This window comes from Bombilactobacillus mellifer (assembly GCF_000970795.1).
Taxonomy (GTDB): domain Bacteria; phylum Bacillota; class Bacilli; order Lactobacillales; family Lactobacillaceae; genus Bombilactobacillus; species Bombilactobacillus mellifer.
Map to the genome: position 1 here is coordinate 25,080 of NZ_KQ034028.1, position 23,311 is coordinate 48,390.

At 41.1% G+C, this 23,311-nt stretch carries 19 protein-coding genes and 1 riboswitch; of the genes, 12 read left to right on the forward strand and 7 right to left on the reverse strand.

All coding sequences use genetic code 11. The features are described 5' to 3' along the window. The first annotated feature begins 267 nt into the window (after window positions 1-267). The 11 genes from JG30_RS00110 (at window position 268) to JG30_RS00165 (ending at window position 15,831) form a co-directional block, all read left to right on the forward strand. Entirely contained in the window at window positions 268-1,005 is a 738-nt protein-coding gene (locus tag JG30_RS00110; protein WP_046315113.1) for a hypothetical protein, read from the forward strand. 621 nt (window positions 1,006-1,626) lie between these two features. Further along, on the forward strand, window positions 1,627-2,568 hold the full coding sequence (locus JG30_RS00115; protein WP_046315114.1) for an aspartate carbamoyltransferase catalytic subunit: 942 nt from the start codon (window positions 1,627-1,629) through the stop codon (window positions 2,566-2,568). Continuing rightward, the gene (locus tag JG30_RS00120; RefSeq protein WP_046317073.1) at window positions 2,565-3,845 is read left to right on the forward strand and encodes a dihydroorotase; all 1,281 of its coding nucleotides are present in this window, start codon (window positions 2,565-2,567) and stop codon (window positions 3,843-3,845) included. The genes JG30_RS00115 and JG30_RS00120 overlap by 4 nt, the downstream gene beginning before the upstream one ends. Continuing rightward, a complete protein-coding gene (locus JG30_RS00125; RefSeq protein ID WP_046315117.1) occupies window positions 3,845-4,924 on the forward strand; it encodes a carbamoyl phosphate synthase small subunit in 1,080 nt (359 codons plus the stop codon). Before JG30_RS00120 ends, JG30_RS00125 begins: the two co-directional genes overlap by 1 nt. Beyond that, complete coding sequence (carB, locus tag JG30_RS00130) at window positions 4,924-8,097, forward strand: carbamoyl-phosphate synthase large subunit (protein WP_046315119.1); 3,174 nt, start codon at window positions 4,924-4,926, stop codon at window positions 8,095-8,097. The genes JG30_RS00125 and carB overlap by 1 nt, the downstream gene beginning before the upstream one ends. Window positions 8,098-8,106: 9 nt before the next feature. Continuing rightward, on the forward strand, window positions 8,107-9,039 hold the full coding sequence (locus JG30_RS00135; protein WP_046315121.1) for a dihydroorotate dehydrogenase: 933 nt from the start codon (window positions 8,107-8,109) through the stop codon (window positions 9,037-9,039). A 522-nt stretch (window positions 9,040-9,561) separates the two neighbouring features. Continuing rightward, window positions 9,562-10,146 carry a TetR/AcrR family transcriptional regulator gene (locus JG30_RS00140; RefSeq protein WP_046315122.1) on the forward strand — a complete coding sequence of 195 codons (585 nt, stop codon included), beginning with the start codon at window positions 9,562-9,564 and terminating at the stop codon, window positions 10,144-10,146. Window positions 10,147-10,286: 140 nt separating this feature from the next. After that, window positions 10,287-10,766 carry a hypothetical protein gene (locus tag JG30_RS00145; protein WP_046315124.1) on the forward strand — a complete coding sequence of 160 codons (480 nt, stop codon included), beginning with the start codon at window positions 10,287-10,289 and terminating at the stop codon, window positions 10,764-10,766. Window positions 10,767-11,389: 623 nt separating this feature from the next. Continuing rightward, window positions 11,390-11,749: a toxin-antitoxin system HicB family antitoxin gene (locus JG30_RS00150; RefSeq protein ID WP_046315126.1), complete on the forward strand. Its 360-nt coding sequence runs from the start codon at window positions 11,390-11,392 to the stop codon at window positions 11,747-11,749. Window positions 11,750-12,854: 1,105 nt separating this feature from the next. Continuing rightward, the gene (locus JG30_RS00160) at window positions 12,855-13,388 is read left to right on the forward strand and encodes a TetR/AcrR family transcriptional regulator (RefSeq protein WP_282433259.1); all 534 of its coding nucleotides are present in this window, start codon (window positions 12,855-12,857) and stop codon (window positions 13,386-13,388) included. Window positions 13,389-13,416: 28 nt separating this feature from the next. Then, window positions 13,417-15,831, forward strand: coding sequence for a YhgE/Pip domain-containing protein (locus tag JG30_RS00165; RefSeq protein ID WP_046315132.1), 2,415 nt, complete (start codon window positions 13,417-13,419; stop codon window positions 15,829-15,831). A 163-nt stretch (window positions 15,832-15,994) separates the two neighbouring features. Here JG30_RS00165 and JG30_RS00170 read toward each other — a convergent pair whose 3' ends face one another. The 3 genes from JG30_RS00170 to JG30_RS00180 form a co-directional block, all read right to left on the reverse strand. Next, window positions 15,995-17,287, reverse strand: a complete 1,293-nt coding sequence (locus tag JG30_RS00170) for an APC family permease (protein ID WP_046315134.1) — start codon at window positions 17,285-17,287, stop codon at window positions 15,995-15,997. A gap of 27 nt (window positions 17,288-17,314) precedes the next feature. Next, window positions 17,315-18,052 (reverse strand): gamma-glutamyl-gamma-aminobutyrate hydrolase family protein, encoded by a 738-nt coding sequence (locus tag JG30_RS00175; protein ID WP_046315136.1) that lies wholly within the window; start codon window positions 18,050-18,052, stop codon window positions 17,315-17,317. Window positions 18,053-18,161: 109 nt separating this feature from the next. Then, window positions 18,162-18,854 carry a GTP pyrophosphokinase gene (locus JG30_RS00180; protein WP_046315137.1) on the reverse strand — a complete coding sequence of 231 codons (693 nt, stop codon included), beginning with the start codon at window positions 18,852-18,854 and terminating at the stop codon, window positions 18,162-18,164. Between the two features lie 32 nt (window positions 18,855-18,886). Between JG30_RS00180 and JG30_RS09230 the strand changes: the two genes are divergently transcribed. After that, complete coding sequence (locus JG30_RS09230) at window positions 18,887-19,021, forward strand: hypothetical protein (RefSeq protein ID WP_282433250.1); 135 nt, start codon at window positions 18,887-18,889, stop codon at window positions 19,019-19,021. Between the two features lie 214 nt (window positions 19,022-19,235). Here the strand turns inward: JG30_RS09230 and thiE are convergent, their stop codons facing one another. The 4 genes from thiE to JG30_RS00200 all read right to left on the reverse strand — a co-directional run bounded on the left by thiE (window position 19,236) and on the right by JG30_RS00200 (window position 23,311). Further along, on the reverse strand, window positions 19,236-19,898 hold the full coding sequence (gene thiE, locus JG30_RS00185) for a thiamine phosphate synthase (RefSeq protein WP_046315138.1): 663 nt from the start codon (window positions 19,896-19,898) through the stop codon (window positions 19,236-19,238). Next, window positions 19,885-20,718 carry a bifunctional hydroxymethylpyrimidine kinase/phosphomethylpyrimidine kinase gene (thiD, locus tag JG30_RS00190; RefSeq protein ID WP_046315139.1) on the reverse strand — a complete coding sequence of 278 codons (834 nt, stop codon included), beginning with the start codon at window positions 20,716-20,718 and terminating at the stop codon, window positions 19,885-19,887. Before thiD ends, thiE begins: the two co-directional genes overlap by 14 nt. Before the next feature lie 4 nt (window positions 20,719-20,722). Further along, window positions 20,723-21,526: a hydroxyethylthiazole kinase gene (gene thiM, locus JG30_RS00195; protein WP_046315140.1), complete on the reverse strand. Its 804-nt coding sequence runs from the start codon at window positions 21,524-21,526 to the stop codon at window positions 20,723-20,725. A gap of 62 nt (window positions 21,527-21,588) precedes the next feature. Further along, window positions 21,589-21,676, reverse strand: a riboswitch (TPP riboswitch). Between the two features lie 378 nt (window positions 21,677-22,054). Next, window positions 22,055-23,311 carry a PTS transporter subunit IIC gene (locus tag JG30_RS00200; RefSeq protein WP_046315141.1) on the reverse strand — a complete coding sequence of 419 codons (1,257 nt, stop codon included), beginning with the start codon at window positions 23,309-23,311 and terminating at the stop codon, window positions 22,055-22,057.

Sequence of the window (23,311 nt, forward strand, 5' to 3'; positions counted from 1 at the left end):
TTATGATTCCTAATATATGTTTAGTACCAGAACCTAGGATTAGCTAATCTAGTGAACTTAATAATGGTGATTTGAATAAGTCAAAAACTGTCTGCCAAGTTGAAACGTATTGCAATCGACTATTTGGAAGCTGTCAGAAATATGCCCGGGACAATACTTTGTTCTAACACCTTAATTGCATTATATCCGGCCTCCAGGCTAGTTTATGTTTTTGGTCGGGCTGCTCTGTCTGGTGCTGAAACCCAAATTACAAGGAGGATAATCAAGATGAGACGCACTTGTGCCAACCTATGGGGGTTGTTTTTTATTGGCGCCGCAATTTTACTAATTGTAAGTCAATTTACTCCCCTTAAATTTGATGGCGGCCAATTCTTTGGAACAGTTTTATTAGCGGTGATCTTTATTTGGAGTATCGTGAATTTATCTATTGCGGGGACGGTTTATTCGTTAGCTTTTTTAATTATTATTAATGCTGCCACTTTGAAAATTGGCTTCATTTCGCCTTGGGTGATACTAAGTATCGCGCTCCTTTTACAAATTGGCTTAACGATTCTTTTAGCTCCTTGGCGTTGGCAATGGCCTATGTGGCGTCACCGTCATGGCCGTCGTCAAACTACGGGTTTAGGAGCAGAATCCCGAGGTACAACTGCGAGTTCTTTCATGCACGATTCAGGAATAGTCGATATTAAGGCGCATTTGATGAATTGTGTTCGCTATTTAAAAAATGTCGATTTACGCCGAGTAAAAGTCAGCGCCTTTATGTCCGGCGTCAAATTATACTTGGAGAATACCGAATTAGAAAATGATGTAGTCATTGATATTAATTCTGAGATGAGTAACATTGAACTTTATGTTCCTACGGGCTATCCCATAGTTAATCAATTGGGATTCGTGGGTGGCAATCTTAATTTACCCCGCGAAGAACCCGTCACTTATACTGATGGTGTGCAAATTATTTTGCAAGGTAATGTCAACTTGGGGAATATCAATTGTCATTATGTTTAAATAAATGATATAGAACTTATTGATAATTTTTTTCTTGGAGAATCATTAAAATTTACTAAAATGCTTGTATTTTTTCTTAAAACGTCTAAAATAGCAAACAAGTATTGAGGCCAACTTCACCTCCGTACTGAGTTGAGAGGACTTTATCAATGGACCACTCCTCTATCTGATGAAGAATGATAGATTGCCTATTTATCGTTGAACCTCTCATGTGAAATCCATCCCGTTCTTGGACGAGGGTGGATTTTTTTGTGCTGCATTAATTGGGATGACGACAGTTGGACGCCAGCAGTACAATTCGTAAAAGTATTAGCAAAAAACTATCAATTGAATAAGAAAAGAGAGAAGTTATAATGTCTATCCTCTGTCACTTCTTGCGATTTTTAACGCATATCGTTTAAAAAAAGCAAAATATTTAATCTTGATTTGACAAACAAGCTCACTTCCAGTAGAATGACCATAATTTAAATATTTGAAAGCTAAACCAATTAATTGTTTTCCGTGAGAAACAAATCGGTTTGCGAGTCTAGTGGAAATGAACTTATAACATCTAGGTTCTTGCGAACAAGTTGGCAAGATCGCTAGATGTTTTTTTGTGGATTGGAAAAGGGGCATATCGCAATGATGCATGATTTAGTCAGCGTAGAACAATTAACACCGGCCGCTGTATCGCATTATGTGCAGTTAGCGCAGGCTTTTAAACAAGGAGCACAGATTCAATTGGTCCATCCGGCGTATGCAATGAATCTGTTTTTTGAAAATAGTACGCGGACTCATACCAGTTTTGAAATGGCCGAGCGGCGATTGGGGATTGAAGTCTTAAGTTTTGTAGCAGACACCAGTTCGGTGACCAAAGGCGAGAGCTTATTAGATACTTTGAAAACAATTCAAGCCATTGGCGTCAATATTGCCGTGATTCGTCATTCACAAAATGAGTATTATCAAAAATTATTACAAGCCCAGTTAGATTTAAGTATTGTCAATGCGGGTGACGGCAGTGGACAACATCCCTCGCAATCATTATTGGATATGCTAACAATTTTTGAGGAATTTGGACACTTTGCCGACTTGCGCGTCGCCATCGTCGGGGACTTGGCACATTCGCGTGTGGCTCGCTCTGATGCTCAATTATTGCACAGTTTAGGGGCAAAGTTGTTCTTTGGTGGTCCGCCACAGTGGTTTTTGCAGGATTTAGCGCCCCTAGGGACTTATGTCGCCGATATCGATCAATTATTGCCCCAAGTGGACGTTTTAATGCTGCTGCGCGTCCAGCATGAACGGTTAAGTACGGCCACGGAAACGAATTTTCAAGAAGAACAATATTATCAACGCTATGGTCTGACCCCGCAACGGCTAGCTTTATTACCACCGCAAGCGATTATTATGCATCCAGCACCAGTTAATCGCGGAGTAGAAATCAATTCTGCATTGGTGGAAGCCCCACAATCTCGGATTTTTCAACAAATGCACAATGGGATGTACATGCGGATGGCGATTTTAGCCAAGATTTTACAAAGTCAACAGCTGCTAGCAGCTCCTCAATTGGAGGAATTAATTTGGTGAAAACAGTATTAAAAAACGGCTATGTTTTAATAGCAGGACAATTACAACGAGCCGATGTGTTAATTGATGCCGGGATGATTCAAGATATTTCCCCGGAAATACCGGCTTCCCAAAACCAAGTCGTATCGATAGCAGGACAAGTCATTTTACCTGGATTTGTAGATGTGCATGTACATTTCCGTGAGCCGGGCTATACCGATAAAGAAACTATTGCTACGGGTAGCTTGGCCGCCGCCCATGGGGGATATACGACGGTCTTTTCGATGCCTAATGTCCAGCCCGTTCCGGATACCCCGCAACGCTGGTTGCAAATGCAGCAGTTAAATCAGCAAAAAGGGTGCATCCATATTCAGCAATATGCCAGCATTACTCGTCAACGGACAGGCAACGAATTAGTGGATTTTAAAGCCTTAAAACAAGTTGGTGCTTGCGGCTTTAGTAATGACGGATCCGGAGTTCAAACAGCCGCGACAATGTATCAGGCGATGCAAGCGGCCGCTCAAGTGCATTTGCCGATTGCAGCACATATTGAAGACGACAGTTTAGCGCACGGAGGCGTAATGAATGCCGGATTATCAGCGCAAAAGCTGCATTTGCCAGGCATTCCGGCTGTCAGTGAAACTGCGCAATTGGCACGGGATTTAGAATTGGCTGCCGCAACAGGGGTGCATTATCATGCCTGTCATTTATCAACGGCCGCGAGTGTGGAATTAGTTCGGGCAGCTAAAAAGCGTGGTGTCAATGTTACGGCGGAGGTCACGCCCCATCATTTATTATTAGACGAATCAATGATTACTACGGATAATCCGTTGTTCAAAATGAATCCACCCTTACGTACCTTGGCCGATCGACAGGCCCTTTTGAGCGGTTTATTGGATGGTACTATTGATTGCATTGCTACGGATCATGCTCCGCATACAAAACTTGATAAACAGGGATCGATGCTTACAGCGGCATTTGGTATTACTGGACTGGAGACTAGTTTTGCAGTGTTATACACCTCTTTGGTTCAATCCAATTTATGTTCTTTAGCGCAGTTAGTTAATTGGATGAGTACCCAACCGGCCCGGATTTTTCATTTAACACAAGCGGGGCGCATAGCCATCGGTGCCCCGGCGGATTTGACAGTAGTGGATTTAAATCATTGGACGACGATTACTGCGGCAAACATGTTATCCAAAGGCAAAAATTCACCTTTTATTGGAAGGAAGGTTGCAGCACAAATTAAAGCAACAATGGTTCACGGACAGTGGGTTTATCAACAGGAGGCAAAGTGATGCAGCGTTATTTGGTTTTAGAAGATGGTACGATTTATCCCGGTGACGCTTTCGGCGCCCAATGTAGTGCTGTAGGGGAATTAGTGTTTAATACCGGCATGTCGGGCTATCAAGAATCCATTACAGATCAATCTTATAATGGAGAAATTTTAATGTTTACTTATCCGTTAATTGGCAATTACGGCATTAATCGTGATGACGATGAATCAATTCAGCCGACTTGTGCAGGTGTCGTAGTGCATGAATTAGCCAGATGTCCCAGTAATTGGCGACAAGATCGCACGCTAGATCAATACTTAACTGACCACAATATTCCCGGCATTCAAGGCATCGATACGCGCGCCGTCACACGTCATATTCGGCAAAAAGGAGCTTTAAAAGCGGCTTTGGTCGATCAAATTACGACAGATACCGTCGCGCAATTACAACAACAAACGCCCGATCGTCATCCAGTTTGGAGCAGTTCAACGAAAAATCCTTATCCAGGTCCTGATACCGGCCATAAAGTCGTGGTTATTGATTTTGGTTTAAAATATTCAATTTTACGCGAATTATCACAACGTCATTGTAATTTTACCGTGTTACCTGCCACGGCTACCGCGCAGCAAGTATTAGCATTAAATCCGGACGGTGTTTTATTAAGTAATGGTCCCGGCGATCCCAAGGATGTGCCCGCCGCGCTTGCCATGATTCAAACCATACAAACAAAAATACCTCTATTTGGTATTTGTTTAGGACATCAGTTATTTGCACTAGCCAATGGGGCCGATACATTTAAATTGAAGTTCGGACATCGGGGATTTAATCATCCGGTTCGCGATTTATTAAGCGGCCGTATTTATTTTACAGCCCAAAACCACGGCTATGCCGTTGACCGAGAATCGCTCAAGCAGACCAATTTAACGGTAACGCAAGAAGAAATACATGATCACACGGTGGAGGGGTTACAACATCAACAATTTCCGGCCTTTTCTGTGCAATATCATCCTGATGCTGCTCCCGGGCCGCACGACACGCAATTTTTATTTGATCATTTTATGCAATTAATGGCCAAACAAGCAGAAAGGAAGACAAATTAATGCCGCAACGTACAGATATTCAAAAAATAATGGTTATTGGTTCAGGTCCGATTGTTATTGGCCAAGCGGCAGAATTTGATTATTCCGGTACCCAAGCTTGTTTGGCTTTGAAAGAATTAGGTTATCAAGTAGTTCTGGTGAATTCCAATCCAGCTACGATTATGACCGATAAAGAAATTGCCGATCGTGTTTACATTGAACCATTGACTTTACAATTTGTAGCCCAAATTTTACGGAAGGAATTACCCCAAGCGATTTTACCCACATTAGGCGGACAGCAAGGGTTGAATATGGCAATGGAATTAGCCCATTCGGGAATTCTGTCAGAATTGAATATTGAATTATTGGGTACCAAATTAAGCGCGATTGATCAAGCTGAAGATCGGGAAAAATTTCGAACCCTGATGCAACAATTAAAAGAGCCTGTCCCGGATTCTGCTGTAGCCACCACTGTTGAAGAAGCGTTAAATTTTGCAGATCAAACAGGATTTCCCGTGATTGTACGGCCCGCTTTTACGATGGGCGGTACTGGTGGCGGAATTGCGCACAATGATGCCGAATTGCAAGCCATTGCTGCTAATGGTTTGAGTTTGTCACCGGTCCAACAAATCTTAGTGGAACAAAGTATTGCCGGTTTTAAGGAAATTGAATTTGAAGTAATGCGGGATCATGCCGATAATGCCTTAGTCGTATGTAATATGGAAAATTTTGATCCGGTTGGGATTCATACCGGTGATTCGATTGTATATGCACCGATTCAAACACTGACTGATCGGGAAGTACAAATGCTGCGTGATGCCGCATTAAAAATCATTCGAGCACTACAAATTGAGGGTGGTTGTAACGTCCAGTTAGCTTTAGATCCTAATAGCTATCAATATTACGTCATTGAAGTGAATCCGCGCGTGAGTCGTTCAAGTGCTTTAGCTTCCAAAGCTACCGGCTATCCGATTGCCAAAGTAGCCGCAAAAATCGCGGTCGGTTTGACTTTAGATGAGATTGCCAATCCGGTCACCCAAACCACTTCAGCAGAATTTGAACCGGCATTGGATTATGTAGTTTGTAAAATTCCACGCTGGCCGTTTGATAAATTTACCCAAGCTGATCGCACTTTGGGCACACAGATGAAAGCGACCGGCGAGGTGATGGCCATCGGGCGCAATCTCGAAGAAGCAACGCTCAAAGCCATTCGTTCGTTAGAGATTGACTCCCAAGATCTTACTGATGCTCATTTATCATCTTTAACTGCTGCCGAATTAGAACACGGTTTGATACACCCGCAAGATGATCGCTTATTTTATCTGGGAGAAGCTTTAAAGCGGGGCTATTCTCTGCAGCGTTTAAATCAACTCACGCAAATTAATTTGTTCTTTTTGGATAAATTACTGCATATAGTCGAAATCGAGCAGCAATTACAAGCACATCCCCAAGATTTAGCAGTTTTAACACAAGCTAAAAAGTATGGTTTTAGTGATGCGAGCGTGGCTCGTTGTTGGCAGACTTCCAGTGAAAAGATTCGAGAAGTGCGCCAACAACATCAGCTCCAGCCTGTTTATAAAATGGTCGATACTTGTGCGGGAGAATTTGCGGCCGCTACGCCATATTTTTACAGCACATATGAGCAGGAAAATGAGAGTCAGCCTAGTTCGCAACCAACGATTGTAGTCCTAGGTTCCGGACCAATTCGAATTGGCCAGGGAGTGGAATTTGATTATGCGACTGTTCATTGCGTGCAGGCGATTCAACAAGCAGGTTATCAAGCCATTATTATTAATAATAATCCCGAAACGGTTTCGACGGATTTTTCCATTTCAGACAAATTATACTTTGAACCCTTAACGGTTGAAGAAGTGTTGAATGTGATTGATTTAGAGCATCCTTTAGGGGTTATTGTGCAATTTGGCGGCCAAACAGCGATTAACTTGGCAGCTCCTTTAGCTCAACACGGGGTCAAAATTTTAGGGACTGCTGTCGCAGATGTGAATCGGGCTGAAGATCGGGATGAATTTGATCAAGTAATTAAGGCAACGCAGATTCCACAACCACAAGGTCATACGGCTAATGATCCAGCCGGCGCCTTAAAAATTGCGGAGCAGATTGGTTATCCGGTGTTGGTTCGTCCAAGTTATGTTCTCGGAGGTCGGGCGATGGAAATTGTCCATCGGGCGGCCGATTTAGAATACTATATGGCTAATGCCGTGCAAGTTTCACATGAACATCCGGTCTTAATAGATCAGTATTTAGTGGGTCAAGAATGTGAAGTGGATGCGATTTGTGATGGCCAAACTGTGTTAATTCCCGGTATTTTGGAACATATTGAACGAGCTGGGGTCCATTCAGGGGATTCTATGGCGGTTTATCCTAGTCAAACTTTGTCAGCCAAAGTGCAAGCGCAGATTGTCCGCTACACTGAAAAACTGGCCCAAGCCTTACATTGTAAAGGACTTATGAATATTCAATTTGTTATTCAAAAAGAGCAAGCCTATGTCATTGAAGTCAATCCCCGAGCCAGTCGGACGGTACCTTTTCTCAGTAAAGTGACCAATATTCCGATGGCGCGCGTAGCCACCCGTGTGATTTTAGGAGATAGTTTACAGGATCAAGGCTATTCTTCCGGGCTTGTACAGGCGGGATCTTTAGTGCATGTTAAAGCTCCGGTATTTTCGTTTACCAAATTAAATCAAGTCGATAGCTTATTAGGCCCGGAAATGAAATCGACCGGCGAGGTAATGGGAACCGATCAAACTTTAGCCAAGGCTTTATATAAAGCTTTTGAAGCCACTAAAATTCATGTACCGCAGCATGGAACCGTATTGTTTACTGTCCGAGATGAAGATAAACGCGAGGCGGTCCAGTTAGCACGCCGTTTTCATGAACTAGGTTATCAATTAGTAGCTACGCAAGGGACCGCCCGCACTTTCAAGCAAGCTGGTCTGCGGGTACAACCGGTAGCTAAAATTACGGAAGATACCGGTTTATTAGATCAAATTAAGCAACATCAAATTCAAGTAGTCATTAATACCATTTCTACTCAAAAAGCTAGTGCTGTCGATGGTGCCCTGATTCGCCAGACGGCGATTGCCCACGCCGTACCTTTATTTACCGCTTTAGATACAGTCACCGCCATTTTACAAGTATTAGAGTCACGTTCCTTTGTGACCCAAGCATTATAGGAGGTTTCGATGAATTCATTAGCTGTTCAATTACCGCAAATCACTTTAAAAAATCCCGTTATGCCCGCTAGCGGCACTGCAGCTTACGGACGCGAAATGGCGCAACATATGGATCTGAATTGTTTAGGGGCCTTTGTCATTAAATCTACCACCCAAACACCACGAGCCGGGAATCCACGACCCACGACGGCCCCAACTAGTGCAGGTTGGCTCAATGCGATTGGCTTGAAAAATCCCGGCATTCAAAGTGTTTGTCACCAACAATTGCCCTGGCTGGCCCAACACTACCCGGATTTACCGATTGTCGGTAGTGTAGCGGGAAGTACCTTAGATGAATATGTGACCGTCGCCCAACAACTAGCTGCCGTACCAAATGTGGCGTGGTTAGAGCTGAATATTTCTTGTCCGAATGTGGAGCAAGGAGGGCTGGCTTTTGGAACTGATCCTAAGATCGTAAAAAAATTAACTCATGCTGTCCAGACAGCCGTTAACAAGCCCGTTTTTGTGAAGCTGACGCCCAATGTGACCGATATTGTCACGATTGCCCAAGCGGCGGAACAAGGCGGAGCTGCCGGCTTAACTTTAATTAATACATTGACTGGTTTGGGTTTTAATTTGGATACCCACCAGCCCCTTTTAGCGCACGGCACAGGCGGCTTGTCTGGCAAAGCCATTCATCCCTTGGCAATTCGGATGATTCGGCAAGTACGAACGGTTTCGCGGTTACCGATTGTTGGTGTCGGAGGCATTTTTTCAGCCGATGATGTTATAGAAATGTTTATTGCTGGTGCGAATGCCGTGCAAGTCGGTTCCGCTAATTATGGCCAAGCAGATGCTTGTCAACAAATTATTACAGCTTTGCCAGCAGCCTTGAAGCAACACCATCTGACAAGTTTGCAAGCCTTAGCGGATCATATTTTGGCCACCGTTGCTCCCGAATAAGTGGTTCATTGTCAGCCCCTAAAGTTTAACTTTAGGGGCTTTTTGGTCTTAGGAATAATCGGAGGCTCAAAGGTTTACAATTTTAGAACTTGATTATTATGTTCATGCTTATTGAAGCTGAAACACCGTAATTACGTGCAAGGTCAGCGCAGTTAATATTTTTAAGTGCATTTTATTATAAAAATTAAACCTATTAGTGTTAATATTAGGCGTAGCTTCTGATTATTATTTAATAAAAAATGTTATATTATTCATGTAAAAAATTTACTATTTTTCATTATTAAATAAAGAGATTTGTATTTTTTAGCTCAAAGTGCAATAATATTTACTATTATAAAATAAGTATTACTAAAATAATATATTGTAACTATAAATAAGTTTTTCCATAGTATATTATATTAGTTTGACAAGGACACTAATAAATTAGAAAGGGGTACTTTACTCGTTCAATCAATAATCTCAAAAACCAAAAATGATAATCCGGGTCAATTAGGTTAGCTAGGGGAAAGGGAGTGTTGATTAATGGATAAACGTAATGTTCGTCAGCGGATCATCAACTTAGCTATCAAACAAATTCGAACTGCGGGTTATCAAAGTATCTCACTGCGTAAATTAATGAGTAAACTGCATTTAACTACAGGTGCATTTTACAAACATTTTCGTAATAAAAGCGAATTGTTTTATGCAGTTTTTGATCAAATATCAACGCAAATTTATATTAATATTTATGATCAAGTAGGTGGTTTAGTCGATTCCAATCCCAAAAAAGCCCTGTATGGCGTGGCGAAAATCTTGTTAGATTACTTTGTGAATGAGCCCTATTTAGTGGATTTTTTTCTGTATAATTCGCAGATTGAAAATGGACACGATTTTTTAAAAGGGGGTCAAGCAGTAGTTAATATCTTTGATTTAATTCGGCTGATATTAAAAAATTTAATTGAACAATACCAATTGGCAGTAACTATTGAAGAATTATACGTGCAGGCATGGGCTTTTTTAAATGGCTACGGGATGTTATTACGTAATGGTATAATTACGGTAGAAGATCAACTAATTAAAAAGACCATTACTATGTTAATCAAGGGTCAAAAAAGCCATCCCGAGTAAAGCTTCAGCCGCCAATGGCGACAATGATGGCAATAGTACCACAAGAAGGATTTTGGAGTAGTTCCCTAGTGGTCAAATTCTAGTGTCCACAGCCACTGAAAGAGACTTTGCTGTGTTCATTCATTAGAAGAAGGTCAAACATGGATATTTTTATTGATTTTTTTGAAGTGCTGGGAGAATGGTTGTTATTTACTTTTCCTATCTACCAAGGATTAATTGAATTATATGATTATGAGCATTTTTTGGAAGATTTTAGCCAAAGTAGTCAATTATCGGGTAAAATTTCTCCCTGGTATTGGTTGCTGCCCCCAGTGAAGATTTATTTGGAAAAACAGCGAGCCTTAAAAATCCTCAAACATGTCATTAATGGCGATGAGAACCAATTTCGGACCGCGATGAGTTTTTTAGATAAAGCGACGGCGTGGTATTTTGTATCTTTAGGTGGCTGGTTAAACTTTGTATCGGCTTTTTATTCCTGGTCCGAGCATTTGCATTGGCAACATGGCGAAATTATTGTTTTGATTCTGGTACTTTGTGCCACTGCCACCGGTATTTATTTACCGATTTACCGGGTTGGGGCACATCACCAAAAAGTCATTTTGGAAAAATTTCGCAGATAATGACGAAATCATTTGCAGAACACAATTTCCAAGACAGACTAATAGGGGAGTTGTGATACTTTTACGTTCTTTAAGATCGAGGGTTAATTGCTGTTGTGGCAGATTTGGTTGCTGAGCAGCAATTTTTTTGATGGACAGACATTTGATGTGGTGTATTAATTGATATCTCAGTTCAAATAGTCGATAGCCCTTGGCAGCGTGGCAGGATTTATGGTCTAGCTGTTTCACATTGCTGCGAACCTTAGGATGGCTGAGCATGAGCTGCTCCAACTTTTCGCGTTGCGTAACTGGACACTTTTAGACAGCAATTAACCTGCTGAGAAGCTATTTCGATTCTTCCAAGCATCAGGGATGAAAAAACTTTTCCACAGTGGATAAGTCAGCCGTTTCTTTCTAGATAGCAACATTTTAAAGAATCACAAAAAGATGTTGATTTTGAAAGTATTACTACTTTATGTAAACAGTTTGGTTGTAAAGTTAATAACGCAACCGGTGGATCACATTATTCTATTACACCTCCTGCAATGGAAAGAACCCTAGTAGTGCCATGACACAAACTTGTAAAAAGCCTTATGTAGTAGATGTCTTAGAATTGATTGATATTATAAGAAAGGACGCTAATAATGAATAATCTAGACAAATATATGAATGAGAACTATCAATTGAATGTTTTAAAAATCCAGGATGATGGAGATACTTATTATAAGGTCTCTGTACCTGATTTACCTGGATTAACAATATATGTGGATAATTTGGAGGATATTAAAGATGAATTGGAGGAATCAAAAAGAGAATGGTTTGCTTCTAGATTAGAAGAAAAAAAGAACATTCCATTACCGCATAATTTGAAAAAAAGTGGACGAATAACTTTGAGAATTCCTAAAAGTTTACATGAAGAACTAGAGAATAAAGCGTCTGAAGAAAATGTAAGTTTAAATAGTTATATAAATCATTTAATTGAATGCGGCTTAAGAAATTCATAATATGCTCAAGCTCTGTCGTATATTAAAGTTATCGATAATATTGCTAAATCTGGTAAAACTAGTAAATTTGAAGAGAATAACGTAATTTCATCTGGATCAACAACAATTGGGTTGATAATTTAACTGAAAATTTTAGTAAGGAACTATTATTATGAAAATGTCTATGTTTCTAAACTTGAATTTCAAATAATTGACGAAGTGAACGAAGATGATAAAAAGAACCTTAAGAAAGAAGATCGTGATGTAAATAAACTTCAATTATCTACTACTAAAGATAAAGCGAGGCTTATAAAAGTAGCCTATAAATATTTGATAACAACAGAAAAGTTTATTGTTTTGGCTATAGTTAATGAATGCTATTGTTCAAACAGACAAACAATACAGTGGATTTATAAGGGAAAATAAAAATGATAAGAATAATAATCACTTAAGGAAAGATCTTGCCGAAATCGTTTTAAGTACTTGGTATTCTATGAACGATAAAATTTTTGTTTACTTTGCCTTTTCATCTTCAGAATGTGATTTACCCTCCTTCTTATTACCCCGTATCAAACATATTGACGTAGATGATCATAATTTAAACAATAATAAATTTTGGAAGAATTAGGAAATTTAAAGTTTATTTTCAGCACTCGCAGGAGTGCTTTTTTAATACTTAAAATCCAATTACAAGATGGGAAAAACTGGGAAGGCCAATCTTAGTACCAACATAAACAGCCCTATACAGATTGAACTAGCTAGAACCTCATTGAGCATATTGCTCAAGAACATAACTTTGTGCTTCATAGAGCTAAGCTAGTCAGTTCATCTGGGATTTGATGCACTGAAGATTTTTACAAACAACTCAACAGCGCAATCGATGCTTTAGTCATCGTCTATGCAAGTATTTGCGCTTTTAATTTAAGATAAAAACATAGATTTTCTTATTATTACCACCAAATGTCCTTGAAACTATTTTTGCTGAAAGAAAATTTCAGCAAATTTTTTTGTAAAATCACTTGAAAATGGGAGACAATCGTATTAATATTACACATTGTAATTTTAAAGCTACAAGATGAAGGGGTGATTTAAAACGAGTAATCAACGTATTAACCGACAGCAGATTATTACCACGGCACAACAAATCTTGTTTGAAGAAGGTTTGAGTAGTTTAACTTTTCAAAACTTGGCCAAAAAATTAGACGTCCGTTCGCAGTCTTTATATAATCATTTTAAAAATTTGGATGATCTTTTGGGTCAGGTGGGAACTATTTTTATGAATGATCTATATCAATTAGTAGTCGAAGGACTCGTTGGTTTATCTGGCAAGGCGGCTTTTAAAAAATACGCTGAAATTGCTCATGATTACTTCGAGAGTCAAGGCCGCATGGTGGAATTAGTCTATGATGTGCATAATTTTGCACACGATAGTAGTTTTTATCAGGCCATGGCGCGGGTCTTAGATTTACTCAATAAATTAGTTGCCAGTGTCAAATTGCAACGAATGCATAATGATGCCTATGTACAAACCCTCATTAGTTCAGTTCTGGGCTTTACTTTAATCGAAATTATGGGTTTTTTGCCCACCGATCCCAAACAGCGCCAACGGGAATTTGAAGAATTACTCACTTTGCAACTGAGTGAGATTCAGGAACAATAAAACTTATTCAGGGAGATCTGGATTTAATATGATTAAGAACGAGTGGAAATTCATTGGACGGAATAAATTAATTTTATTATCAGTCATTGTGATGACAATTATTCCGTTTTTGTATTCAATTTTCTTCTTAAAATCAGTTTGGGATCCATATGGTGATACTAAAGAACTTCCCATTGCCGTGGTCAATGAAGATCAGCCAGTCAAATATGCTGGTCACACGTTAAATGTGGGAGATCAGACCATTGACAAACTCAAAAATAATAAGCAATTAGGTTGGCGTTTCGTTTCGAAAACGCGTGCACGACAAGGGTTGAAAGATAAAGAGTATTACACTATTATTACGATTCCTAAAGATTTTTCGAAAAATGCCACAACAGTTTTATCTAAGCATCCCAAGAAGATGGAATTGAAATATGAAACCAATGACTCTTTGAATTATATCGGAGAAGTCATTAGTGGCATTGGGGTCAGCAGTTTAGATAAACAAATTCGAACAGCTGTAACGAATGCTTATGCCAGTGCAATGTTTCAGGCCTTGAAAATAGTGGGCAAAGGCATGGATAAAGCTGCTAAGGGAGCTAATCAACTAGATAGCGGCACAGTTACTTTAAATGATGGTTTAAATCAATATACAGCAGCCGTATCGCAGGTGAATAACGGAGTCCAGACGCTCAATGTTAAAGTGACACCGATGGTCAATGGTTTAAATCAATTACAGCAAAGTACCGCTCCTTTAGCTACAGGTATCGGCCAGCTGTATAATGGTTCCGGCCAATTAAGCGCCGGTTTACAACAATTGCAGCAAGCTGTAGCCGCCAGCAATTCTGGCGACCAACAAGCTCTGTTGCAACAATTGACCGCTGCTTTGCCTCAGATTAATGCAGGCTTGCAGCAGTTAAATAGTCAATTGCAAGGACAACAGTTTGATTTTAGTGCGATTAATGGCTTGAAAAATCAATTAGGCAATGTCGGCACGCAGGCAACTACGATTGGCGACAATTTGACGCAAGCCGGCCAGACTTTGCAATCCTTGCAAAATAGTGGTAGTCAAACCATGGATACGCAAGCCATGACAAGTCAAATGATGCAAGCCATTAATGACAATTTAGGGGCGGATAATCAATTAACCCCGCAACAACAAGCAGTAGTGCAAGGGGTCGTGGCTCAAAGCTTGAATCAAGCTAGTGACCAAGGTAAGCAACAAACAGCTCAGGTGCAAACGGCTTTGGCCAGTGTCGGTAAAAATATTCAAGCAGCAGGTACTGCCGATGCTCAAATTGGCGAGACCTTAACCAATGTGCAAAAGCAAACTGCTAATTTAAACTTAAATAGTATTCAAGGTCAATTGCAGCAACTACAAGGAGCGGTAGCTCAATTATCGCAAGCATCTAATGTAGCTTTACCGGGAGCCACAAGTGCTATTACGCAATTATCAGGGGGCGTCTCCAGTATTCAAGGTGCTTTGAATGGTACCAGCACACAACCTGGCTTAGTTGGGGGTGCCAGTCAATTAACCTCTAGTTTAGGACAGTTAAATGCCGCCGTACCAACTTTGACTGGCGGTATCAATCAATTAGCTGCCGGTGGTAGTCAATTAACCGGTGGTATTAATCAATTAGCCGCCGGTACAGCGCAGTTAGACAGCAAGTCTGGCGAGCTACTAGCTGGTAGTCAAAAATTGAACCAAGGAACTAATCAATTAAGTCAATCCTTAACTGATGGTGCCCAGACTGTCAATGGGATCAAGATCAGTCCTAAGAATTTAGCAATGTTTGCCGCTCCAACTAAACAAAAGCATACCTCATATAGTCATGTGCCTAATTATGGGCATGCTTTAGCACCTTATGTATTGTCAGTTGCCTTATATGTGGGCTGTATTGTCTTCAACTTTGCTTATCCGATCCGTAAAGTTTCCGAAGCCGGCAAATCCGCGACCGCCTGGTTCTGGAGTAAAGTGGTGGTCGGAACCGTTGTAGCGATTGCTATGGGTGTCTTAGAGGCTAGTTTAATCATGGTCGGCGGTTTAACAGTTGATCATGTGGGACAATTTTATCTCACGGCCATCAGTTTTGCCTTGTGCTCGATGTTCATTATTATGTTCTTGTCAATGGCACTGGACAATCCGGGACGTTTCATTGCCATGGTCTTATTGATGTTACAATTAGGTGGTTCCGGCGGAACCTTCCCAATGGAAGTGACCAATCATTTCTTTAACGTAATTCATCCTTATCTGCCAATGACGTATTCTATTTTAAGTTTCCGGCAAGCTATTACTTCCGGTTTGGGGACCAGCACCGTTACTAGTTCGATAGCGATCTTACTTTTAACCACGTTGGGTTCCTTAATCTTATTGTGGATCACAATGCAGGTCTTGCAAAAAATTCATTTAATGGGAGTTTCCCAATTAGATGACAATCAAAAACTACAAGAAGTAGCAGAATAAGGTAATCCTTGATAGGCGGCTTAGAAGCCGCCTATTTTGATCTCATAAATGCGAACTTTTTGTTGTAACCAACCCTAGCTTTCAAGTAGAACTGTTGTAATTTAAAAACCCGCAACTGAGCTTTTTCATGCCAGTTGCGGGTTTGTGATTTTTACTATATGGTTTAAACTTTCGAAGAATGATGAGTCAGTTTCATAATGAAGTAAACCGGAACACCGATTAATAAAGCTCCTAAACCAATGAGAAGTTGGGTGTGGTCCACTTGAATTAATAGCCATAAACTCACTAAAATAGCCACAATGGGAATGACTGGTCCCCAAGGTAAATTAAAATCTTCAGGCCGACGTTTTTTAGTTTTGGCAAATACCAATACAGCTAAACAAGTAGGGATATATTGGGCAAAACGAGAAATGGCACTGATTTGAGCGAGAAATCCAAAAGTCCCCGACCAGGCAATTAATAAGGTAATCACCATGCCTACTAAAATAGAAACCCAAGGGGCGTTAACACGGTTACGTTTGCCTAAAATAGGTGGCATAATACCAGATTCTGCCAAAGCCACACCCGAACGCGGGGTAATGTAACTGGAAGCGACTAACAGTCCGCCCGTAGAAAGTAAAGTCCCCGCAGCCACTAAGGCATTACCGAAACCGCCGGCAATTTGTGCAAACGCCATTTGAATTGGAGCCGGTGATTGCGCAAGTTTGCTGCCTAAAATTCCGGTGCTCACAATTTGAATCAAAATATAAAAAGTAGTAACACATAACATCACCACCAGTAATGCTTTAGGTAGATTTTTTCGAGCATTTGTCATATCTCCGGCAGCCACCGACAAACCTTCGAAGCCGGTAAAGGCATAAAACATCACCAGAGCGGCTTTCGCAAAGGAACCCGATTGATAATGTCCATGAGGGAAAAGTGGAGTAAAGTTACCACCCTTAATGAAAAAGATACCAATTGCAACGAATAATACCAGAGGAATTAATTTCGAAACCGTAATCACATCAATCACAATTTTGGAAGTATGCGTGCCAGCAATATTCATTAAAGCCAACCCGATAATTAAAATTGAGACAATCAAAACTTTATAAGGAGCCAAATTAGGGAAAGTGGCTACCAAAGCAGTTTGAAAAGCCACCGCCATCGTCGCTTCGGCAATTATACGGACTGCCCAAGTAATAAAGCCGACTTCAAAGCCGATGAACTCACCAAATGCGTCCTGAGCATATAAGTAAGGTCCGCCATCGCGATCAAAGTAATTAGCGGCTTGGGCAAAACACATTGCGATACTGACTACTAAGAGACCATCAAAGATTAATACAAAAATGCTGGCCGTTCCCATTAATTTAGCAGCTTGATTGGGTAATAGAAAAATCCCCGAACCAATAATGCCGTTAATTCCTAATAAAATAATACTCCAAAATCCTAATTGATTTTTTGCTTTTTCTTCAACCATTTTATTCTCCCCTAAGATCCAGATTAATTATGCTTGCGCTTGTTGTACTAATTGAGCGAACAGCTCTAATTGCTCGGGATGCTCGGGCCACATGTTTTCGGGGTGCCATTGGACACCAATAATCGGTACCTCTGAGGTACTTTCGACTGCTTCAATGACGCCATCGTATGCGGTGGCAGTTACTTTTAATCCTGGTGCTACTTGGTTGATAGCTTGATGATGCCGCGAATTGACGTAAGCTTGGGTGCCAAATATTTGAGCCAAAGCGCACTCCGGTTGGATTTTAATATGATGAGTGGGATATTGACCCGGTGCGGCTTGGGCATGGCGAATCGTGGATTGGGGATTTTGGGCCGCTAAATCTTGATATAAAGTTCCCCCTAAAGCCACATTTAAAATTTGGATGCCCCGGCAAATAGCTAAAATCGGTTTCTGAGCTGCGATAGTGGCTTTAATTAAAGCCAATTCGAAAAGATCTTTCGGATAAGTCGCCCGGCCCATTTGGGGAATAGGTTCTTCGTGATACAAGGTGGGATCGACATCTGGCCCCCCTGGTAAAATCAGACCATCAAAAGTAGCAACAGCTGCCTGGGCCAGTGTGTCTGATAAAGAATCATCTTCGGGGAACGGTAAAATAATCGGCACCCCTCCGGTTTTGACAATGGCATTTTTAATCATATTGGGCGCCATATCGGCGTTCCTTAAATTAATAATGGCGGAAGGTTCCACTAAGGAGTCGCCCGTCATGGCAATAATTGGACGCATATAGTAACCTCACTTTTTGTTTTTTTAATTTTAATGTTATTTTAATTTACTGTCAATTTTCTGCTTGTGGAATACTGCACATAGAGGCCCAATCAGGAACTACAAACAATTATGGTTTTTCAATATCTTTAGCAATTTGTTGCAACCCCACTTCAATATCGTATAGTTTTTGGGAATAATCTTTCAATTTAGCCGTATGTGCCGCGGCACGTTCATGATTGGCAAAGTTTTTATAATGTAATTTATGCTCTAAACTGGACCACATATCCATGCCAATGGTCCGGACTTGTACTTCTACGGGAATTTCTTTATGCGTGTTATCTGCCAAAAAGACGGGCACAGTCACTACAATATGCACACTGCGATAACCATTGGGTTTAGGATGGTTGATATAATCTTTGCGTTGGAGTAATTTGATGTCGTCTTGCTGTATTAAAGTTTGCACTACTTGATAAATATCATCCAAATAGTTAGTAATTACCCGGATTCCCGCAATATCAAGGACATTTTTATTAATACTCTCAATAGTAAAGTCCCAGCCTTTGCGAGTTAATTTTTCAAATAAACTGCTGGGACTTTTGATACGTTCTTCAATTAAGTGAATTGGGTTATGCTGGTGAGCGATCGAATATTCGTCATCTAAATTTTCCAATTTTGTACCAATTTCTTTGATGGCGGCCCGGCGTAAGAGATATAAATGCATTAAGGCTTTGAAATCTTGTAAATTAGCTTGTAAGTCGGAATCGCGTAACTGATTTTCCATCTGGTGAATATTAAATAAATTGTTGCGTTCTAAAATCATAATGTACCTCCTAGTGAACGGTGATTTTCTATATGAATTCTCGCTCAATTGCGATTTGCACAAACGTTGGGGCGATTGCCGGATTAATTATTGCTATAAAAACAACCACTTCTAACGAATTAGAAGCGGTTCTGATGTGGTTGAAATTTAAGACCAAGAATTTATAGGCAAATTATTAAAAACGGATAAACTGTAAGGCATTAGTGGTAGAGATAATAGCATCTTACTATTAAGCACCTCCTGAGCCTTATTATATAGAACTTACCGTTATAAAGAAACTCACTGACGTTGCAGAGCACGGCGGAGGCTGGGGGTGTCCCATTCAAATTTTCAAACAATGCGGCCGGAGAGAAAAAACCGACATCAAGCCTCGTAGATGTACTAGTTGGCAGGTACTTGCCAAGGCGTTTGAAGCATCTGTTGGACAGTGGCTGGATAATCTGAACTTTGGGCCAACATGGAAATAACGGCACTGCCGGCAGCCTTGGTGGCAGCAATGGCTGGTAAGTCTCCACTCGTAATGCCACCAATAGCCACCACTGGGCGATGGGCGGTTTGGACTAATTGCTGTAAGCCATTTAAACCAATCACCGGGTTAGCATCGGCCTTGGATTGCGTAGCAAAAACGGGGCCACAACCATAATAAGCAATGCCTGCAATCTGATTGGCGGCTTGCACTTCGGTGAGATTGGAGCAAGAATAACCAATAAACATTTGGGAGCCTACTTTGTCAATGACTTCTTGGATAGCAGTATCGTTTTGCCCGAGGTGAAGTCCATCTGCTTGCAGCGTTTGAGCTAATTGCACATCATCGTCGACAATGAAAGGAACTTGGGCTTTTTGACATAATTCTCGTAATTGCGCTGCCACTTGCGCTCGTTGATCCATATTATAAGAAGAGTGGGGACCTTTATCGCGAAATTGATAGGCAGTGATACCGGCCGCCAGAGCTTGTTGAACCACTTTAACTAAATCCAAACCGGGCACATCTTGACTGCCACAAATAAAATAAGCTTGTAAAATCCGGGGATTAAATTTCTGCATGCGTCAGACCTTCTTTCTGGCCCGCCCAATGATTCAGCGGTCCGTGACCATGTCCTACTTGAATCGTATGTTTAATGGCGGCGGTGACATATTGTTTGCCGCAGCGAATGGCAGTAGTTAAATCATGGCCTTGTGCCAATTCAGCGACAATACAGGCTGAAAGAGTGTCCCCGGTACCATGAGTCCGATTCGTGTCTACGCGCGGGGCCTCTAACCAAAAGTCGGAGCCATCTGCCAGTAAGACATAATCTTGCACTTGTTGTGCCAGATGATGTCCGCCTTTAATTAAAACATTTTGGGCGCCTAATTCTTGGAGCTGGTGGGCAGCTTGTTGGATATTTTTTTGGGTAGTGATTTTTTGATTAGTTAGTTGCTCAGCTTCTGGGAGATTGGGGGTAATTAAGGTAGCTAAGGGCAGTAATTGTTGTTGAACGGTTTGAATGGCATCAGGATCTAACAGCACGGCACCGCCTTTAGCCACCATTACGGGATCTACAATGACCGGTCCCCAATTATATTTTTTTAAATTAGCAACGACCCAGCGGACATGCTGAGCATCACCCAACATGCCGGTTTTACAGGCACGAATATGCAAGTCGTCTGCTAAAGCAGCAAATTGATCATCAATCATGGCTTTAGGTAGCATGAACGAATTTTGGACGCCTAAAGTATTCTGGGCAGTGACAGCTACGACCACCGCTGTACCAAAGACATGGCGCGCTTGAAAAGTCTTCAAATCAGCCATAATCCCGGCCCCACCACCTGAGTCGGTTCCGGCAATAGTTAAGACTTGCGGGAAACTATTGATTTCATTATCCATAAAATTAGCTCCTTACTTCTTGAAAATCCGCCATTTGTTGCAGTTCTTCTACTTGAATTTGATATAATTGATCCAAAAAAGCAGGAAGAAAACTACCCGGTCCGCAATCGGGCTGGTGTTGCATCACTAATTGCCCGCAAGTACCAAAGGTTAGAGTGGCCATCCGGGCGGCTTCATAATAATCCTCACTCTGAACAGCAGCAAAGGCTGCGGTGACACTGGACAGCATATCGCCAGAACCGACATGTACAGCAAGCATAGGAGTACCATTATAGATTTCAGTGACTCGTTGACCATCAGTTACGATATCAGTAGCACCACTTAAAATTACAACACAGTGAAAGCGTTGGGCGGTTGTTTGCGCGATTTCAATTAAATCGCCAGCTCCTTGACCGGCATCGATACCTTGACTTTGCCAAGCAAAACCACCTAGTGCTGCAATTTCACCGGCGTTTCCCCGAATAATATTGACGTGCATTTCCTGTAGTAATTGTTGTGCGACTTGTAAACGATAGGCAATTGCTCCCACAGCGACCGGATCTAAAACAACGGGCCGTTGCGCTTGATTAGCAGTTATTCCCATTTGGCGCAAATGGGCAACTTCTGTTTGGGTAAAAGCCCCTAAATTTAATTGCACTGCTTGAGCAATATCCACCATAGCGGCCGTTTCTTTTATTTCCTGGGACATAATGGGAGAAGCTCCTAAAGCGTTTAAACCATTAGCCACATCTTGAACAGTGACAAAATTCGAAATGTTCAAAACAACTGGATTTTGTTGTCGTAATTGAGAAAGTAGTTCATATTCCATGAGTGATCCTCTCTTTCCAATCATAAAAAAAAACTGTCATCTCTTCGGGGATGACAGTAGTTATACAAACACGTACACGTCCCTCCGCAAGTCTTAACTTAACAGGTTCAAAGGGTCTTTCTCAGCCGTAAGGCACCCCTCGTGTATTACTTACCTTTAGCATACGCTTTCAGCATCCAGAAAGCAAAAAATTCTGGAAATAGCTCCTACAAATTGGCGGTTCGCCCTCCTAGCGCCAAGACTGCGGGTCCCGAGGTGTAGCTTGCCAACAGCAATTCAAAGATGAAACTCTCGAGCAAAGTTGACTGCGGGATAATATGTAGCAATTAATTTTCTAATAATGCCATTCTTTTTAGCGAACTCACAGCGTATCCTTTTTGTAAGCGACTCATTGATTAACTGAATGGCTTTTAAAATATCCAAGGAAACTAAAAACGCAATTGTTGTTATCAAACAGCAATTGCGCTTTTTTTATCCAATGACAAGCTACCGATCTCAAGGTTAAATGGTTGTGCTTCTAGGAAGTCATTAGACCAATAGTCGATGGATGATACTAATAATGACATTGGGCAGATTATATCCAAAAAAGCCATCTGTGACCATGCCAGAAACTTTAATACCTGTAGCATGCATCATCGCCGTTGCTTCAGGTGAAAAGACATTGGCTCCGATTTCAGATATCAACAGCATAATTACACTGCCAATTATTGTCTTGAATAAATCTCCTTTACAGGCTAAAGAAACCAGCGGAATCATATACACAATACTGGTTAACATGCCCACTGGAAAATAATTCATATGAGGGATCAAAAAAGCAAATAAAATAGCCACGGGAATCAACAAGACCGAAACGGTGACATTCGTCGGATCACCCAGTGATAAGGCCACATCCATGCCAATATATAATTTGGAATCCGAACCCACTTTTTTACGCATAAAGGTTTGTGTTGCATCGCCAATTGCCGATAAACCTTCCATCATAACGCTAACCATTTTGGGAATCAGCACAAGCACAGAACTAATGCCCATCGCAATAGTTAAATCAGTTTGCCATGATTGTTTGGTCATAATGCCTAAAAAAATACCGACAATGACCCCGATCACGGCGGGATTACCTAAAAAGCCTAATTTTTTATCGATTTGTCCCATGCTAATGTGAATTTTATTCAACCCCGGAATATGTTCCACCAGCCAATTAGTGAATAGTCCAATCGGGTAAGCCAGAATAATATAGGATAAAGTGGTGCAAGTAGTACCCTCTAAACCGTAGTATTTTTCCCATTTGGGGGCCACAATCTGCCCCGCAATTAATGAAATGACAGAAAGGCCGACCGTAATAATTAAACCTAACCAAAAACTGCCTGACAGCGCATAGGCCAAGGTCCCCGGGACTAAAAAGTGAATATAGTTCCAAATGTCAATGTTCATCACCTTGGTGACTTTCGTCATGATCAAAATGAAATTAATTAAGACAATTAATAAAACAGCTAACGCGGCAAAAGGAACTCCCCAAGAAGCGGCGCCGACCGCTGCCCAACCGACATCGACTGTCGTAAAGCCTTGGCCTAAATGTTTGTAATAAGCCACCGCCGGCCGGACAGATTTAGTTAATAAATCGATGGTTAATGAGAGGCCTTGAAAACCAATACCGACCAGCAGCCCAGATTTGAAAGCGTTACCAAAACTCATCCGAAAAATAAGCCCTAGGATCGTGATCACAATAGGCAGCATGACTGCGGCACCAAGATTTAATATATTTTGAATGACATCCAAAATCTCTTTCAT

What these genes read in the sequence shown, in the direction of transcription:
- thiM (WP_046315140.1), bottom strand. Translation starts at nt 21,526, where the DNA reads ATGGAATATGAACTACTTTCTCAATTACGACAACAAAATCCAGTTGTT.
- JG30_RS09230 (WP_282433250.1), top strand. Translation starts at nt 18,887, where the DNA reads ATGAATTCTCGCTCAATTGCGATTTGCACAAACGTTGGGGCGATTGCC.
- JG30_RS00115 (WP_046315114.1), top strand. Translation starts at nt 1,627, where the DNA reads ATGATGCATGATTTAGTCAGCGTAGAACAATTAACACCGGCCGCTGTA.
- JG30_RS00125 (WP_046315117.1), top strand. Translation starts at nt 3,845, where the DNA reads ATGCAGCGTTATTTGGTTTTAGAAGATGGTACGATTTATCCCGGTGAC.
- JG30_RS00140 (WP_046315122.1), top strand. Translation starts at nt 9,562, where the DNA reads ATGGATAAACGTAATGTTCGTCAGCGGATCATCAACTTAGCTATCAAA.
- JG30_RS00180 (WP_046315137.1), bottom strand. Translation starts at nt 18,854, where the DNA reads ATGATTTTAGAACGCAACAATTTATTTAATATTCACCAGATGGAAAAT.
- JG30_RS00150 (WP_046315126.1), top strand. Translation starts at nt 11,390, where the DNA reads ATGAATAATCTAGACAAATATATGAATGAGAACTATCAATTGAATGTT.
- JG30_RS00165 (WP_046315132.1), top strand. Translation starts at nt 13,417, where the DNA reads ATGATTAAGAACGAGTGGAAATTCATTGGACGGAATAAATTAATTTTA.
- carB (WP_046315119.1), top strand. Translation starts at nt 4,924, where the DNA reads ATGCCGCAACGTACAGATATTCAAAAAATAATGGTTATTGGTTCAGGT.
- thiE (WP_046315138.1), bottom strand. Translation starts at nt 19,898, where the DNA reads ATGCAGAAATTTAATCCCCGGATTTTACAAGCTTATTTTATTTGTGGC.
- JG30_RS00200 (WP_046315141.1), bottom strand. Translation starts at nt 23,311, where the DNA reads ATGAAAGAGATTTTGGATGTCATTCAAAATATATTAAATCTTGGTGCC.
- JG30_RS00175 (WP_046315136.1), bottom strand. Translation starts at nt 18,052, where the DNA reads ATGCGTCCAATTATTGCCATGACGGGCGACTCCTTAGTGGAACCTTCC.
- JG30_RS00170 (WP_046315134.1), bottom strand. Translation starts at nt 17,287, where the DNA reads ATGGTTGAAGAAAAAGCAAAAAATCAATTAGGATTTTGGAGTATTATT.
- JG30_RS00145 (WP_046315124.1), top strand. Translation starts at nt 10,287, where the DNA reads ATGGATATTTTTATTGATTTTTTTGAAGTGCTGGGAGAATGGTTGTTA.
- JG30_RS00135 (WP_046315121.1), top strand. Translation starts at nt 8,107, where the DNA reads ATGAATTCATTAGCTGTTCAATTACCGCAAATCACTTTAAAAAATCCC.
- JG30_RS00110 (WP_046315113.1), top strand. Translation starts at nt 268, where the DNA reads ATGAGACGCACTTGTGCCAACCTATGGGGGTTGTTTTTTATTGGCGCC.
- thiD (WP_046315139.1), bottom strand. Translation starts at nt 20,718, where the DNA reads ATGGATAATGAAATCAATAGTTTCCCGCAAGTCTTAACTATTGCCGGA.